15 protein-coding genes and 1 other annotated feature are annotated in these 16177 nt (G+C 67.0%); of the genes, 1 reads left to right on the top strand and 14 read right to left on the bottom strand.

Annotated elements, in window-relative coordinates; genetic code table 11:
- Positions 1-59: 59 nt before the first annotated feature.
- The 14 genes from ABD324_RS22195 to ABD324_RS22130 form a co-directional block, all read right to left on the bottom strand.
- Positions 60-1298, bottom strand: a complete 1239-nt coding sequence (locus ABD324_RS22195) for an ABC transporter substrate-binding protein (protein WP_344420298.1) — start codon at positions 1296-1298, stop codon at positions 60-62.
- A 55-nt stretch (positions 1299-1353) separates the two neighbouring features.
- Entirely contained in the window at positions 1354-2049 is a 696-nt protein-coding gene (locus ABD324_RS22190; protein ID WP_344420295.1) for an ABC transporter ATP-binding protein, read from the bottom strand.
- Complete coding sequence (locus ABD324_RS22185; protein WP_344420292.1) at positions 2046-2837, bottom strand: ABC transporter ATP-binding protein; 792 nt, start codon at positions 2835-2837, stop codon at positions 2046-2048. Before ABD324_RS22185 ends, ABD324_RS22190 begins: the two co-directional genes overlap by 4 nt.
- A complete protein-coding gene (locus ABD324_RS22180) occupies positions 2792-3736 on the bottom strand; it encodes a branched-chain amino acid ABC transporter permease (protein ID WP_344420289.1) in 945 nt (314 codons plus the stop codon). Before ABD324_RS22180 ends, ABD324_RS22185 begins: the two co-directional genes overlap by 46 nt.
- Before the next feature lie 89 nt (positions 3737-3825).
- Positions 3826-4680: a branched-chain amino acid ABC transporter permease gene (locus tag ABD324_RS22175; RefSeq protein ID WP_344420286.1), complete on the bottom strand. Its 855-nt coding sequence runs from the start codon at positions 4678-4680 to the stop codon at positions 3826-3828.
- 151 nt (positions 4681-4831) lie between these two features.
- Positions 4832-5629 carry an SDR family NAD(P)-dependent oxidoreductase gene (locus ABD324_RS22170; RefSeq protein WP_344420283.1) on the bottom strand — a complete coding sequence of 266 codons (798 nt, stop codon included), beginning with the start codon at positions 5627-5629 and terminating at the stop codon, positions 4832-4834.
- Positions 5626-6438 (bottom strand): citrate/2-methylcitrate synthase, encoded by an 813-nt coding sequence (locus ABD324_RS22165; protein WP_344420280.1) that lies wholly within the window; start codon positions 6436-6438, stop codon positions 5626-5628. Before ABD324_RS22165 ends, ABD324_RS22170 begins: the two co-directional genes overlap by 4 nt.
- 35 nt (positions 6439-6473) lie before the next feature.
- Positions 6474-7643 (bottom strand): acyl-CoA dehydrogenase family protein, encoded by a 1170-nt coding sequence (locus tag ABD324_RS22160; protein ID WP_344420359.1) that lies wholly within the window; start codon positions 7641-7643, stop codon positions 6474-6476.
- Between the two features lie 193 nt (positions 7644-7836).
- Entirely contained in the window at positions 7837-8685 is an 849-nt protein-coding gene (locus ABD324_RS22155) for a PaaX family transcriptional regulator (protein ID WP_344420277.1), read from the bottom strand.
- Between the two features lie 158 nt (positions 8686-8843).
- Positions 8844-11018, bottom strand: coding sequence for an acetate--CoA ligase family protein (locus ABD324_RS22150; RefSeq protein WP_344420274.1), 2175 nt, complete (start codon positions 11016-11018; stop codon positions 8844-8846).
- Positions 11019-11079: 61 nt separating this feature from the next.
- On the bottom strand, positions 11080-11427 hold the full coding sequence (locus ABD324_RS22145) for a Rieske (2Fe-2S) protein (protein ID WP_344420271.1): 348 nt from the start codon (positions 11425-11427) through the stop codon (positions 11080-11082).
- Complete coding sequence (locus ABD324_RS22140; protein ID WP_344420267.1) at positions 11424-12560, bottom strand: amidohydrolase family protein; 1137 nt, start codon at positions 12558-12560, stop codon at positions 11424-11426. The genes ABD324_RS22145 and ABD324_RS22140 overlap by 4 nt, the downstream gene beginning before the upstream one ends.
- A 502-nt stretch (positions 12561-13062) precedes the next feature.
- Positions 13063-13194, top strand: a sequence feature (AL1L pseudoknot).
- 187 nt (positions 13195-13381) lie between these two features.
- The gene (locus tag ABD324_RS22135) at positions 13382-13999 is read right to left on the bottom strand and encodes an enoyl-CoA hydratase/isomerase family protein (RefSeq protein WP_344420356.1); all 618 of its coding nucleotides are present in this window, start codon (positions 13997-13999) and stop codon (positions 13382-13384) included.
- A gap of 505 nt (positions 14000-14504) precedes the next feature.
- A complete protein-coding gene (locus ABD324_RS22130; RefSeq protein WP_344420264.1) occupies positions 14505-15266 on the bottom strand; it encodes a GntR family transcriptional regulator in 762 nt (253 codons plus the stop codon).
- Positions 15267-15403: 137 nt separating this feature from the next.
- On the opposite strand from ABD324_RS22130, the gene ABD324_RS22125 reads away from it, so the two are divergent.
- Entirely contained in the window at positions 15404-16174 is a 771-nt protein-coding gene (locus tag ABD324_RS22125) for an IclR family transcriptional regulator (protein WP_344420261.1), read from the top strand.
- Positions 16175-16177: the final 3 nt, after the last annotated feature.

Raw genomic sequence — 16177 nt, 5'->3', positions numbered from 1 at the left:
AGGAGCGCACGGCATTCGTCGTCGTTCGTCGCGTCGTCCTATCGCGGGTCGCCCGCTCGTCAGCCCAGGTTGCACCCCTCCACCGGAGGCACCAGCTGGTCGGCCGGGATGGCGCGCGCCTGTGCCAGCCGCCACTTGCCGTTCTCCTGCACGATCTTGCCGATAGCCCCGGGGACCAAGAGCTGATGATCCTCGGCTCGCATCTTCGCGGTCCCCAGAGGCAGCTCGATCGTCAGGCCACCGAGAGCCTTCCTGACGGCGAGGGGGTCGTCGCTGCGGGCGGCAGCGACGCCACTGACGATGACCTGCACAGCATTCCAGCCGTTGTTGGCCTTCTTTGCCGTCTCGTTGATGTCCTGTCCGGGGCGGGCCTCGGCGAAGCGCCTCAGGTAGTCGGTGTTCGCAGGCGTGCTGACCTCCTGCGGGTAGTAGCCGCTCGACACCTCCACCGTGTTGGCCTGCAGCTTCGGTGCGATGTTCGCGAAGTCGCCCGCCGACAGGTTGGTCAGCAGGACGTCGCCGACGATCTGCTTGTACGTCGGGAGGAAACCGAACTGGTCGGCCTGCTTGAGGAATGTCGACGAGTCGGCGCCGGGGAGTGCAGTGAAAAGCCCGTCGGACCTCTTCGCGGCCAGCTGAGAGATCGCCGACCCGAAGTCGGAGTTGCCAACCGGAGTACGGATGATCTGATTGACCGTGCCGCCCGCCTCCGCGACAGCCTTGGACACTCCCTCAGCCATATCGTTACCGAACGCATAGTCCGCGACCACCAGCGACCACGTCTTCGCCGGTGAAGCCGAGACCGCCGCGCCGACGATCTTGCTGTAGATCGCTGCGTTGGCGACGGCGCGGAAGTACCCGGCCTGGCAGGCTGAACCGGTGAGCTGGTTCCCCTGCGCGCTCGTGTCCACGAACAGCGCGCCGAGCCGGGTGACGACCGGGCCGACGGCGAGTGCCTGCGCGGAGCTGACCACTCCGGTGATCAGACGCACGCCACGCTGCTGCACCAGTTGTGTCGCCGCGGCGGCGGTACCTGCCGGGGTCCCGTCCTCCTCGGCGGTCACCAGTTCGACGCGACGGCCGCCGAGCGCGCCGGCCGCGGCCGCCGCTGCGACCTCGTAGCCGGCCTGGTACTCGGCGCTGGACTGGGCGAGTGTGCCGGCCTTGTTCACGAGCACACCGATCCGCAGCGGTTCGGTGGTGGCTCCCGACGTGGAACCACCACCCCCACCCCCGCACGCGGAGAGGACGGTGAGAGACACGAGGACGGTGAGAGAGGTCAGTATGCGCCGATGCATCGTCGACCCTTTCGGGAGAGGTGTGGGGAAAGCGCGGACGAAAGGAGGACTGGCTTCAGAGGGCGAGAAGCCCGCGCAGGTCGGCGACGCCGACATCTGCGATCGGACCGCCGAGGGCAAGCTGCCCCTTGTTCATCACCGCGAACTCACGGCTGGTGCGGGTCACGAGCTCGAGGTGTTGTTCGACGATCACGGTGCTCGTACCGGTGGAGTGGATCGTGGCGAGGGCGTCGACGATCTGGTCGATGAGTACGGGCGCGAGACCCTCGCTCGGCTCGTCCAGCAGGAGGAGGGCAGGGTTGGCCATCAGCGCTCGACCGATCGACACCATCTGCTGCTGCCCGCCGCTGAGGGCGGTGCCGGGCTTTCGGGCCCGCTGGGCGAGCACGGGGAAGAGATCGTAGACCGTGTCGAGAGTCCAGACGCCTCGACGACGACTCGCGGCACCGAGCATCAGGTTTTCGGCGACACTGAGGTTGGGCAAGAGGTGCTTGCCCTGAGGCGCCAGTGCGATGCCGTGTGCCGCGGCGCGGAAGCCCCGGCGGGTGTCGAGCGGTTCTCCCCTGACCAGGATGGTCCCCGAGAAGATCGTCGTGCCGCCGTAGATCGTGGCGAGAAGGCTGGTCTTGCCAGAACCGTTCCGGCCGATGATGGCCAGCGCGTCGCCTTCCTCCACGACGAGATCGACGTCGCGCAGCACCGGAGCTCGGCCGTATCCTGCAACGAGACCGCGGATCTCCAACAAGCTCATGCGGCACTCCCGAGGTAGGCGGCGATGACAGCGGGGTCGCTGCGGACCGTTCGTGCATCGCCGGACCGCAGCACCTGTCCCAGGTCGAGGACGGTGACCGTGTCGCACGAGGCGAACACGGCGTCGACGTCGTGCTCGACCACGAGCGCAGTGACACCGCGCTCGCGAACCAAGGTTCGAAGGTGCTCGAACAGCGTGTCGGTCTCCTCGACCGACAGGCCGGCGGCCGGTTCGTCGAGTACGAGCAGCCGAGGCTTGCCCAGTAGTGCCAGCGCGATGTCGACGCGGCGTTGGTCACCGTAGGCGATCGTGCCGGCGACCCGATCGCGCAGGGCGGCCAGCGACATGATCTCCAGTACGGCGTCGACGTCCTGGTCTCCGAGATGGTCACCGACCAGGCCGAGCTGTTCACCGACTGTGAGCTCGGGAAATATGCTCGTCCGCTGGAAGGACCGGGAGATGCCCAGGCGGCGGCGGGCTGCGATCCGGGAGCGGGCGATCTCCCGGCCATCGAACAGCACCGAGCCTGCCGCCGGACGCCTGCTGCCCGTCACCGCGTCCATCAACGTCGACTTCCCTGCCCCGTTCGGTCCGATCACCCCGTGGAAGGCGCCCTCCCGAACGTCCAGGGTCACATCGCGCAGAGCGGTGAACCGGCCATAGCGCACGGTCACGTCTCGTACCGCGAGCAGCGGCTGCGCTTCCGGCAACGGGGTGGCGACCGTTGCCGCGTGGTGTGCCGTCACAGCAGCCGATCCTTCACTCGTCGAGCCGCGGACCGGGTCCATCTGATCGTCGCGGGCACGGCTCCGCCCGGCAGGATTACTACAACGACAACCAGGCTCAGCCCGACGAAGAACTGCAGGTTCCCCGAGTCGGAGAGGGCCGACTGACCGAACGCGAACACCACGCCACCCACCATCGGGCCGATCACCGTGGCCGAGCCACCGATGAGCGCGGCGACGAGGGCGTTGCCGGAGAGGTGGAAGCCGAGGATGTCCGGCGACGCCAGCCCCTGGGTCAGCGCCTGCAGCACTCCAGCAACGGCCGCGATGGCTGCCGACACGACGAATACGAGGATCTTGTCGCGATACGGGTCGAAGCCGGAGTAGCGCATACGCTCCTCGTTCTGCTTGATCGCGCGGAGCCGGGTCCCGAAGCGGGACCGCACCATGACGGCGGTCAAGGCGACAACCACGACCACGACGGTCCACACCAACGGCCAGGCGCTCTCGGGGTCGAGCAGGTCGCTCTGCCGCAGACCTGCCAGCTCACCGCTGAACTCGACGAGAAGCCCGTCGTCTCCCCCGGTCAGGTCCTTCAGACCCGCCAGGCCCGCCGCGACGAAGAACGCCTGCGCGATAGCGAGCGTCACCATCACGAACGACAGCGCCTTGACGCGCACCACAACCGCCCCCAGCAGCGCCGCGAGAGCGATCACCCCCAGCAGCGCCACAGCAGCGGCGGCGGTAGGTCCCCATCCGAAGCGCGTGGTGAGGATCGAGAACGCGTAGCAGGAGAGGCCGAAGAAGGCCCCGATACCGAAGGAGACCAGGCCGAGTTGCTGGTTCAGCAGTCCGACAGCCAGGCCGGCGAGGCCGAGCGTCAGCCCGCGCACCAGCACGGTCACCAGGTACGGGTCAGCGAGGAAAGTGGGCAGGAACAGGCCGAGCACGGTGGCGGCCACGACTGTGCCTGCCACCGCGGCGCGGTGACCTCCGACCCGCGGAGCGCGCCTAACGTCGGTCGGTGGCGGGGGCGACGGGTCGAGGGCGGTCATACGATCACCCGACCCATGAGCCCACGGGGTCGCAACACCAGGACGACCACCAGGAGCAGGTAGGGGACCAACGCGGCGACCGACGGCACCACAAGATCTCCCAGCACCTGCACGAACCCGATCACCACGGCGGCGACCACCGCGCCCGCGATGCTGCCGATGCCGCCGAGCACCACGACGATCAGGCTGGTGATGAGGATGGCATCACCCATTCCGGGGTTCACCGCGAGGTACGGACCGGCGAGGACGCCGGCCAGGCCGGCAAACGCGGTGCTCAGACACACCACGAGCAGTCCGAGCCGCCCGGTATCGACACCCGCCATCCGGGCGGTGTCGGGGCGTGCGCTCACCGCGCGCACATGCAGGCCGCTGCGGGTGAAACGCAGCCAGGCCGCGATCAGCAGTACCGAGCCGATGCCGAAGCCGATCAAGAGCAGGCGGTATGCGGGGTACGGCTCCTCACCGATCTGAACGACGCCGTCCAGTGGAGCCGGAGTGGCCATCACGCGGGCCTGAGGGCCGTAGACCGCGACGATGACGTTCTGGAGCATCCAGGCGATGCCGGTGAGGACGATGGCGAGCTCGATCGGGCCGCGGCCGGCCAGCGGCCGGAGAACGGCGAACTCGAGTGCGACACCGAGCCCGAACATCGCCACCGGAACCACGACCAGGGCCGTCCAGAAGCCGGCGACTGCCGAGACACTGGTTCCGAGGTAGGCGGCGAGCATGTAGTTGCCGCCGTGTCCGAAGTTCATCACGTGGCGCAGCCCGTAGATGAGCGCGAGGCCGCTGGCGAGCAGGGTCAGCAACGCGCCGAGCGCGAGACCGTTGAGAACCTGCGCGGCGCTCATCCTGGCCCCACGGGATCTCGTGCAGGTCGCAGGGGGCTTGGGTTCATTCGCGTTCTCCCTTGAACGGCGAGGCAGGTGCCCGGAAGCCGCTAACCTTCCACAAGTTATTCACCTGGCGCAACAACTTTGACGAAAGTCGTCGGAGGTCGGGTCACCAACCCCCGAACGACAGTCCACCGTTGACGCTGATCGTCTGGCCGGTGACCTGAGACATCTCGGTCGCGAGGTGTTCGGCGACGGCGGCCACCTCACCCGCCGTCGGCGCCCGCCCCTGAGGAAACCGATCCACAGCCTTGGAGAACAACCGCGACTGGAAGGTCTCGCCGGCGAAAGCGCGGTCCCACGACGGTGTGTCGGAGGTGATCGTCATTGCCACGCTGTTGACCCGGATGCTCCATCGGGAGAACTCCCGGGCGAGCGCCTTCGTCGAGAGGATCACCGCAGCACCGACGGCGCCGATGATCGACTCACCCGGAGTCGGGTAGCGAGCGGCATCGGTGGTGAGCATCACCACCGATCCTCCACGCACACGCAGTGCGGGGAGCGCAGCCTTCACCGGAAACAGCCGTGCGTGGAGAAGTGTGTCGATCTCTTGGCTGATCTGCTCAAACGTCAGATCGGCGAACGGTGTCGGCCCTACGTTGTGTCCACTGCCGGCACTGACCAGCATGTCGATCGCGTCGCCGTGGGACGAGCGCACCCGTTCCACCAGATCGGTGATCTCGGCGGGATCACTTGCGTCACCCTGCTCGAAGGACACGGTGCCGGCGAGCGGACCCATCCGGGTGAGCGCCTTGGCGCCTCGTCCTGCATCGCGGCCGGTGATTACCACGTGAGCGCCACGGCGAGCAAGACGCTCGGCGACATCGAAACCCACGCCGTCCGTTCCGCCGGTAACCAACGCGCAGCGGCCCTCGAGATGGCCTTCGCCTGTCGACGAGCCGGTCATGTCGACACCTCCTCGACGTTCGACTCACAGGCCCGACCTGTATAGGTCACCTGACCGCCCGAGACATTTCGTATCCGATGCCCCTGGTCGACCTCCTCGAGGAAATGCGCCGCGAGACCGATGGCTCGGGGAGAAATGATCAGGGCGCGCGCCGCCCGATGGTCGATTCCCAGGTCCAGGGCGAGCGCCGCCGAGACGCTCTGAAAGCTCGCCGGCACACGTCGGCCGAGGGACTGCGCCAGCTCGGTCTCCAGGTACGACACGAGGCGCGTGTGCAGCCCGGCGACCCCTTCCTCGGCGGCGATGCGCAGCAGGATCGGGACTCGTGGGTCGACGTCGTGCTGAGGGTGACCGAAGCCCAGCACCCGCTGCTTCGCCTCGCGGCTTTCCGCCACGTGGCGGGCTGCTGTCGTCCGCAGATTCCGGTCCAAGTCTCCAGGCGTCGCCGACGCCGCCACGACGAGACTGCTCAGCTCCTCGCCGATCTGCTGGCTCGTGCCGCCGTGGTAGTCACCGAAAGCGAGTTCGCCACCCGCGATGGCCACCTGGATGGGCACGCCGTAGGAGGCGTACATGCGAGTCAGCATGCTCGAGGGGGAGATCCCGTGATCGACGACGGAGACCAGGAGCGCTTCCAGCACTCGTGCCTGCCCGGGGGTGGCCTCGCTTCCCGTCAGGACCAGGTAGACCATCTCCGCGAAGCTGAGCTTTCCGAGGATGTCGGTCAGTCTGCGTCCGCGGACGACGACGTCGTCGGGTAGGACCTCGGCAATCGCCGTCTCCCAGTGGTTGATGTCGGCCTGCGGCATGCTGATTACCTCCTGTTCGATCCTGCCGGCCCGACTTACCAGACCTGCCCGACCTTGTCATAGCCTCGCAACAGGTTGCGGGAGATGGACAGCAGGTTGATCTCGTCCGTTCCCTCGTAGATGCGGGCGATCCGGAAGTCCCGGTACCACCGCTCGATCGGGAGCTCCTTCGAGTACCCCATGCCGCCGTGGATCTGCAGGACACGATCGACGATGGCATTGGCGACGCGTGCGCCGTGGAACTTGGTGAAACACGACGAGTGTCGCGGATCACGTCCCGTATCGCCGACCCACGCGGCATGCAGGGTGAGCAGCTTGAGGGTCCGCAGCTCGACCTCGGACTCGGCAATCATGAAGCGGATGTTCTCACGATCTGCCAGCGGTTCTCCCCAGGTGACCCTGTTCTTGGCGTAGTCGATCGCCATCTCGAGGAGGCGCTCGCATGCGCCCGCCCACAGGGCCGGCATTACTACGGCCCGGTTGCGGTGGATCAGTCGCATCGCAACGTCGAAGCCGGCGTTGACCTCGCCGAACCGGTTGTCGTCCGGCACGCGGACGTCCTGGAACGAGATGGTGGCCGGATTGCGCACCCCCATCACCGGGACGGGCGAGGACTTCCACCCCATGTCGCGGTCGACGAGGAAGGCGGTCACGCCGTAGGTGCCCGAATCATCGCGTGTACGGCAGAAGGCGACGCCGTAATCGGCGTCGTTGCCCCTGCTGATCCACGTCTTCTCGCCGTTGATCACCCAGCCGTCGCCGTCGCGAACCGCGGTCGTCTGGATGTTCCGAGCGTCGGATCCCACCCCGGGCTCGCTCAGCATGAAGCAGAACCGCTTCTCTCCCTGGATGGTCGGGACCAGGTAGCGCCGCTTCTGATCGTCATTGAGCCTGTAGAGGATCTCCTGCGCCGACCCGCCGAACGTGAACGGAATGAAGGTGCGTCCGAGCTCCATGTTTATGAGTGCCTGCGTACCCCAGTCCAGGTCGGCGCCGCCGTACTCCTCGGGAGTATCGACGCCCCACAGCCCCGACGCCTTCGCCTTCTCACGGAGCTGCCGCTCCTCGGCATCGGTCAGGTGCGGCTCGAGGCCGTTGATGTCGCGCTCCATCAGAAGCGGCTCGAACGGCAGGAGCTCCTTGTCGACGAAACGGCGCACCGTCTCCCGGATCGCCCGCTGTTCGTCCGTCGGCTCGAAGTCGATCACGTATCCCCCTGAGGGTGCTGGACGCCGGACCGCAGCTGCGTGGCGTCGTTCGAGGACCTGCTCTCCCGCAGGCCACATCACACTACATAGACGTCGTGCTGAGCAAGATTTTCGTCGAACTTTGCAAGGTAGCCTTGGCGGGGCTCCCACGAGAGCCTGCTCGAGGCCGTGTCGGAGGGAACGCTGCCCGTCAGGCGCGCACGAGCGCGTGCCAGTGCTCGTCGGCCGAGGGGCGCCACATCGCGCGCAACGCCGCGAACAGCCGGGCCGCCTCGAAACCCGTCCACTGCGCGGGGAGCAGGGCGGGTGGCAGGCCCGGGTCGACGAACGGAAAGCGCCGCCATCGATGTGTGACCTGGACGAGCGCGACGAACCGGTCCGTCCCGGGGACGGGCGACAGATCTCGGAACTCATCGAGGAATGCCTGGTAGTCCCGCTCGACAGCGGCCAGATCCCAGGACCGCCAGACGACGTCGCGGAACACCCCCAACGTGCCCGGCTCGGCGACGTACGAGTTGCAGGGCAGGCTGAGCTTCTCCATGAGCATGCCCGCAGGGATCTCGTTCGGCACATGGGTGGAGATCCACACCCCCGGAGCCAGCGCGGCGAATCCCAACCAGTCCAGCCGGGTTCGAAGCTGATGCCGGACCGCCCGGTCGTTCTCCGGCACCTCCGCCGTGAGGATGAGCGCCCGTCCGTCCCAGGGCCGGTCCACGTCGGACAGACGGGCGATCCGCGCCGCACCCTCCTCGAAGAGCTGGTAGCCGGCGCCCGTCAGATGCCAGTGGGCCTGCCTGCCCACCTTCGTCGCGGTGATCCAGCCTGACGCTGCGCTGCGCTGCAAGGCCTGCCGGGTGGCGTTGCTACCGAAACCCAGCGGCTCCAGAGCGTCGATGAACGTCGACGTGGGCACCGGCTTCGGGTCGGGGTACACGAACAAACTGATCACCGTGAGCAGTGCCGACCGGGCGCTGTTCATGTGCATCCCGCTGGTCCGCCGGCCGAGGGCCGTCTGACCGCCCGCTCCACTGGTCGCCATCGCCCGCTCCGTCAGGTCCGCTGTCGCCGGCGCTCTGCCCGGCGCACATCGTGGCTCCCAGGACAGAGCCGCATCGTCCCGAGAGACAGATCGCCGGCCGGCCGAGGATACCTCGTGTGCTCGCCTGCCCCCTCGGCCGGGCACGAGCGCGGACGGCTCTATGGCTTCCTCCACGTGATGAGGCCGTCGAGTGCCTCCACGACCTGCCCGTCCACCCGCATCGGGTTGACGTCGAGCGATCCGAGCGGCGCGCCCAGGGCCGCGGCCAGGTCCCCGACACGCACGATCTGCGCCGCCAGGGCCTCGAGGTCGACCGGTCGTCTGCCGTGGCCGCCGTCGAACAGTCCGGCGCCACGGAGGCCCCGCAGCTTGTCGATGACGCGTTCCGGCGTCGTGGGCAACGCCAGGACGGCCGTGTCGGCGAGGACTTCGGTCCACACCCCTCCGAAGCCGACCACAAGGACGAGTCCCCAGGTCGGGTCCCGTTTGGCACCCACGATAAGCTCGAGGCCACCGCTGCGCATGGGCATGACCAGCGCCCCGTCGAACGCGGCACCCGGCTGTGCGCTCCGCGCGGCTTGCATCACCGCGTCGAACGCGGCCGCCGCAGCAGCACCGTCCTGGACGTCGAGGACGACGCCACCGATCCGGCTCTTGTGGGCGATGTCGGGCGATGCGATCTTCACGACCACGGGATGGCCGAACATCTCGGCCGCTTCGACTACGTCGTCTCGCGAGCTACACAGCGCCCACGGCACCGTTGCGACCCCAGCCGCCCCTAGGAGATCGAGCACCGCGCTCTCGCCGAGCGAGCTGCCCGGCGACACGCTCAGCCCTGGCACGCTACCGATGACGCCGGGGGCCGATGCCAAGAGCCGTTGACGCCGCTCGGTCCACCAGACAGCCCGTTCGAGCGCGAAGGGGCCGTGTTCGGAGCCCCCGATCTCGAATCCTTTCCCCGTCCGCTCGGCCATGACGGCATTGAGGGGGTGTGGGGCGCCGTACGTCGTGGTCGCGGCCAGAACCGGTATCGGCGATGCCTTCACCGCCGCACCGACCGCCTCAGCGACCGCGTACATCGGATGGGCCGTCACGTCGCCCGGTTCGTCCCCGTCCAGCTGGTCAGGCGCGGCGACGATTTCCAGCTTGGGGTCGCCGTAGACCACCATGTCGATGTTCCGGTCGGCGGTGATCACCCGCAACACATCGGCCACGAACGCCCGGTTCGACTGGGCGACGCCGGTGTAGTCCAAGGGGTTCTTCGTCGCGGCGAAGGGCGGGAGGATCTTCCGCAGCTCTGCCTGGGTTTCCGCCGTGAACTGCGGAAACGTCAGACCGACCTCCAGTGCACGGTCGGCGAACAGCTCGCAGAGCCCGCCGGAGACGCTCGTGAACGCAACCCTTCGGCCGTGCAGTGGCCCGTAGTTCGCCAGGAGCGCGGTCGTCGCGTAGAAGTCTTCGAGACACGTCACCATGATGATGCCGAGGTCGTCGAACATCGCTTCGCGTACACGCTGGTCGCCGACCAATGCGCCTGTGTGGGATGCCGCCGTGTCCGCCGTCACTGTCGTCCGTGCACCAGTGAGGACGACGATCGGCTTGCCCGCCTCCAGCGCGCGCCGCGCCGCCCGCCGGAAGCCGGCCGCATCCCGCGTCGTCTCCATGAACAGAGCGATGACCTTGGTCGCCTCGTCGTCGACGAAGTAGTCGATCATGTGATGGAGAGCGATGACCGACTCGTTCGCCACGGCGGCGAGCACCGACATGCCGACGCCGGAGGCGGCAAGGTTCCGCACCGTCTGACTGAGCAGAACACCGCTCTGGGTGGCAACCCCGACGCACCCCCGCTTGATGGGGCTGTCGTTCTGCGTCCCGTACAGGACGACACCATCGTTCAGGTTGGCGAATCCGATGGTGTTGGGCCCGAGGATGAGCATGTCGTTCGCCCGCGCGATCTCGACGAGCTCGGCCTGGCGCCTGCCGCCGTCCTCGCCCACCTCGTCGAAGCCCGAGGAGAGGACGACGAGGTTCTTCGTCCCGATCGCTGCGGCTTCACGGGCGACCTCGATCACCCGGTCGCCGCCGAAGAGCACGAATGCGAGGTCAACCGGACCACCCGCAGCAGACAGCGACGACACCGTCGGACGCCCGTGGACGCTCTCGGCTCGGGCGTTGACGTAGTACACGGGCCGGTCGTACCCGTGCATCCGCAGATTGACATCGACCTGGCGCGACATGTCGTTCCGGTCGCTGGCTCCCACCAACGCGACGGAGGCCGGGTCGAAGAACGCCCGCAACCGTGCTGCGGAGAGCCCGCTACGCAGCTCACTCACTTCGAATCACGCTCCTGCTTCGCGACGAGAGACAAGATTCGCGCCAGGGGCCGGCAGGATCTCACCATTCGACGACTACCATGTCGTTCTCGATCGACACGGCGAACGGACGCACCCGGTGGCTCGCGTCCGCGGGACAGAGGCCGGTAGCGACATCGAACTCGTGTCCGTGCCGGGGGCATCGGACGATATAGGTGTCCGAGAGCTCCTTCTCCCCCACTTCATCGCCGACCACCATCTGCTCCAGGCGACCGTCCGACAGCCTCGCATAGTGGTGCGGGCAGACGTCGCGCAATGCGGTGAGGTTGCCCGCGCCGTCCCGGATGACGACGACCGAAATCTTTCCGACCGAGGCCCCACGCATCGTACCCACTGCTAGCTCGGCTGCCGGGAACAACTCGTGTCTCATCTTCCGACGCCCGCGAGACGCGGATAGGTGTCGATGGCGTTCTGGTGCAGGATCTGACTGCGGAACTCGTCGGGAAGCTGTTTCGGCAGCACAGCCTCTACAGAGTCGGCGTCGTAATGGGGGTAATCGGTGGAGAACATGAACACTCGATCCAGGCCCGCACCCGTGACCAGCTCCAAGAACTCGCGCGGACGGATATCGGCCAGCGGCTGGGTCGACATCCGGATGTTGTCGCGGAGGTACTCGGTGGGCAGCCGGTGCACCCACGGAACATCGATACGCAGCTCACGATACTGCTGGTCGAAGCGCTTGAAGAAGGAGGGAACCCAGCTGACGCTCGCTTCCAGGATGGCGACGCGCAGCTCGGGCAGCCGATCGAAGATCCCGTTGCAGATCAGGCTGACGATCTGGTTCTGCGCGGCCTGCATCGCAGCGAGCATGTGCCACTCGATGAAGTTCCGCGGGTATCCGAGGAGCGTCTGTGTGGCAGTTCCGTGATGGAATGCCACAACGAGGCCGTGTGCGAGCGCGGTCTCGAAAATGGGCAGGTAGCAGGGGTCACCGTACTGGCGATCGGTGGCCAGCGGCAGGAACACCTGAACCATCTGCGGGTGGCCCGCAAGACGCTCGATCTCTCGGACCGCCGCAGCCGGATCGTGGGCCACCACGTGAATCGAGCCGCGGAGGCGTGGCTCAGGATCGAGCCACGTAGCGATCTGCCAGTCGTTGTAGGCCGATGCCAGAGCTATCATCAAATCGTAGTTCCCGTGCACAGCGGACGGGTGATACAGGCCGTTGAGGATGCCCAGCGACACCCCCTCGCCGTCGAAGAGCTGCTTCTGCATGAGTGACAGCGAGGTCCCTGGCGTGTGATCCGGATCCTGCCACTCGAGCCGCGAATTGGCCTTGCCCTGCGTCGGCATGGAGTAGGGGAAAGCCGTGGGCACGCCTGTCGCACTGCCAGCGAAGGGGCCGTTGTACTCCGACAGATGCCGCCGCCAGGAAGGGGCGAGGTGCGGTAACAGGTCCTTGTGTGAGCGCAGTAGCTCGTGAATGTCGGTATCCACGACGAACATCGACCTGTCGCTGTCCTGAATCGTTCTGGCCAAACCGGACTCGATGACGTCAGTCATCTTTGACCTCCTTGTCCGCGTGGTGGTCTGCGCCGGCGAGAGGCCTCCGACCAGCCACGCCGCATCGCGCAGCGAGAGCTGTGGCGACCTGCCACCTCTGCAGTGCGTCCCAAGTATGCCATATTTATCGCATGGCGCAAGAGTTGTGTAGTACATGAGCTCGGCTGGCCCCTGCCGCTCAGCGCGCTGATCACGACCGTGCTCGCGACTCCTGCCGCCTGAGTGTGGGCCGCCGTACGAACCAGAGATGCGTGAGCGCGCGTAGCGGATGGTCCGCCAGGCGCGTCGGGAGAATCCGGGGCTCTCGGTCAATGCGGCGTGCAAGCGGATCGGCCCGCAGGGTGGGGATCCTGCCCGACACCCTGTGAGGGTGGTGCCGCCAAGCCGACATCGACGACGGTGTCACCCCAGTGTGACCACGGCGGAGTCCGAGGAGCTCAGGCAGCTGCGGTAGGAGAACGCCGAGCTGCGGCGGGCGAACGAGACATCCTCAAGACGGCGTCGGCTTTTTCGCGGCGGCGGAGCTCGACCGTCGTATCCGCTGATCGTCGCCTACATCGACGCTCCCAAGGACCGGTTCGGGGGCGAGCCGATCTGCGCCGACCTGCGCGCGCAGGGCATCGCGGTCGCCCCGTCGGGCTACTACGTCCACAAGAACCGGCACCCGTCGTCGCGTGCACCGACCGACGCGGTGCTGGCGGAGACGATCGCGGCCACGTTCTTCGACCGGGACGAGGGCCGCGGGCCTACGGCACCCGCAAGATGTGGCAGCAGTTGCGCCGCGACGGCGTCACAGGCCGGTCGGGGCGGCCGGTGGCGCGCTAAACGGTGGAGCGCCTGATGCGCTGCCTCGGGCTGCGCGGTGTCCGACGGGCGGTGGACATTGGCGCGGGTTCTGTGGAGCTGCCGGGTGTTCGGTGAGCCCTGGAACTGGTCGAGGTAGCGCTCCAGGAGCTGAGCGAGGCTCGCGCTCGTCTTCGGGTTTCGGCGCTCGGCAACCTGGACGAGCAGTCGCGAGCCCGCTCGGCGTCCCGCCTCATGTTTGGACCCTTAGGGATGACCTCGGTGAGAACCTCGACTCGATCCCTCAACTCGTGGAGGGGGAGCGCCGCCCCTCCCCGGGTGCGCACGAAATGCGCAGTCGCCAGGTCCGGCGTAGTGCCGAATTCATCCAGGTCACCACCGGCGCAGAATGCCGGGCCGATCCCGCTGAGCTCGATAGTTGCCACAGAGTGGTCGTGACGCGCCAAATCGAGAGCGTCGACGAGGGAGTCCCGCAGTTGGCGTCCGTAGGCGTTGCGCCGTTCCGGTCGGTTCAGTCGAATGACAAGCCTGTCTCGCTGGCGTTCGAGCAGGACGGGGTCAGATACGTTTGACGGCGTGGTCCGGTCTCCACGGCGAGTGAGCCATCGGCGAAACTCCACTCCGCCCAGCAGCATCGAGTACGCAAACGACTCGGCATCCACGGCCGCTTCAACGGGAAGCTGGATCGACCACCGGAGTACGTCGGCCAGGGCCTGAGCAGCGAGCGGCGAAGCTGCCACTGCTCGGCGAAGTGCAGCAAGCTCCTCTTCGGAGTTCTCGACCGTGACCGTCTCCCTGCCTCCCGCCTCGGGTACGAGGGTCACGTCGAGCTTGCTCAACAGAGACTCCAGGCCCGGCGCGACGGGGCCGATGCCGACGAGGATCCCGCCTCGAGGAAGGAGATCAACAGCCAGGCTCGCGACCCGGAGATCGATCCCGATCACGGGATTGCCGGGGAGACCAGGAATGTCGCGGCGATAAGGATCGACCGATTCACCAGCCGAAATGATTGACATACCCATTAGACTCGCCTTTCGCAAATTTGGACAGCGGCTGCGACATATCGCGACCGACCGAGTGGTCGCGCCGCCGCACACGGCATGTCTTCATGATCAGCCGTGGGTACTGCCCCTCACATAGCTATGAAATAGCCTTGTCCATGACGAGATATTCGGGTACACCGACCCCTAGTTTGGCGAATCCCCCAGAGAGGATATGCGACCGCACCGCGGCCTCTGCTTCACCGGGAACCGTCTCCTTCAACGTCGCAGCCAAGCTGGTGTAGCGACCCGCCCGGTCGGACAGTGTCCTGTTGTCCGTAATGTTCGCGAACGCGAGCCTCAGCCTGCGGTACACCTGCTCCCAGGTCGTGACCAGTTCGCCGGTCCCGGCGGCCTCACAGAGAGCCCGGGAGAACCTCCACTCGAGCCTCTTGAACACGGATCCATTCTTCGCCTCGGCTGCGCGCTCGAGGTGCATGGCCACAACGTGCAGTTCGGTGAGGTCCTTGCGGGTGCCGATCAGCATCCGGGCCGCCACTCCCTCGAGCGTGCTGCGCAAAACGATGAGATCCTTAATCTGAGCACTCGAGAACTCGACGACGAACGATCCGTGATGCGGCACCGCTTCGATTATGCCGAGGTCTTGAAGATAGCGAAAGGCCTCGCGAACCGGTCCGCGGCTCGTCCCCATACGTTTTGCGATCTCCACCTCGTTGAGCCGACCACCGGGCGCGATCTCGCCGAGGAAGATCGACTGGCTCAGGCGGTCGGCGATCTCGACCGCCAGCGTCCTGCGCTCCGCCAAGCCGTCCGCCGGCGTAGTTACGAGACTCCGGTGATCGTGTCGACCCATCTTCCAGCCCTCCCAGAGAACAGCTCTAACCGTCGCTGTGCGCCTCAACTGTTGACAGTTGGTGGCACCTTCCCAGATCCCGTAGGAGGGTGTCACCCTCCAGAACGCGCACACATCCCGCCCAGTGCATGCTGTCGACAGCACACAGTACGGCCGGGACGCGGTCCTAATGCAAGGGAGCACTAATGACCACAGCGGGGGTAGCGCCCGGCCGTTGCCGCACCACTCGGGTCTTCACCGTCCTGGAGCTCATCTCGCGTACCCGTGGCGCCCGGCTCACGCAAATCGCAGACGCCTCGGGCTTGCCGGTCACGACGACCCATCGGCTCCTGGCAGAACTCGTCGAGCTCGGGGTCATCGAACGACGGAGCGAGGGCTACCAAATTGGATCCGCTCTCTTTGACATCGCCTTCCGCGCCCCTGCGCGGGCCGAGCTGCTGGCGGCTGTCCGCCCTGCACTGCACGACCTGTACGCGAGCACCAGAGCGACCCTCTACCTAGCCATCCTGTCGGGTTCCGCAGTCTCGGTGATGGATGTCGTCGGCGGGGGCGAGTTGTCCGGCATCAGGGTCCGGAGCGGGGACCAGCTGGCTGCTCATGCGACTGCTGCAGGCAAGTGTCTGCTCGCCACTGCCGGGAGCGACACGCTACCGGTCAAGCTCGAACGCCTCGTGCCGCGAACCGTCACCAGCTCGCAGGTCTTCGCACAGCAGCTTCAGTCCGTCCGCGCCCTGGGGTATGCAGTCGATGTGGAGGAATGGCAGGTCGGCGTCGCCTCGGTGGCCGCCCCTGTGGTCTCGGAGGGGCATGTGGTCGGCGTCGTCGCCGTGGCCCTCCCCGTCCACCACTTCAACCCCCACCGATGGGGATCACAGGTGGTCAACGCGGCCCGAGCGGCGTCTGCGCGTCTGGCCTCCGGGCGCGCGCACGCGGACTCGCGGGAGCGCGTGGCATGAGCC

This window comes from Pseudonocardia ailaonensis (assembly GCF_039531635.1).
In the GTDB taxonomy this organism is placed as follows: Bacteria; Actinomycetota; Actinomycetes; order Mycobacteriales; family Pseudonocardiaceae; genus Pseudonocardia; species Pseudonocardia ailaonensis.
Note: the sequence above shows the minus strand (reverse complement) of the source record. Positions and strands in the feature narration are given on the sequence as shown.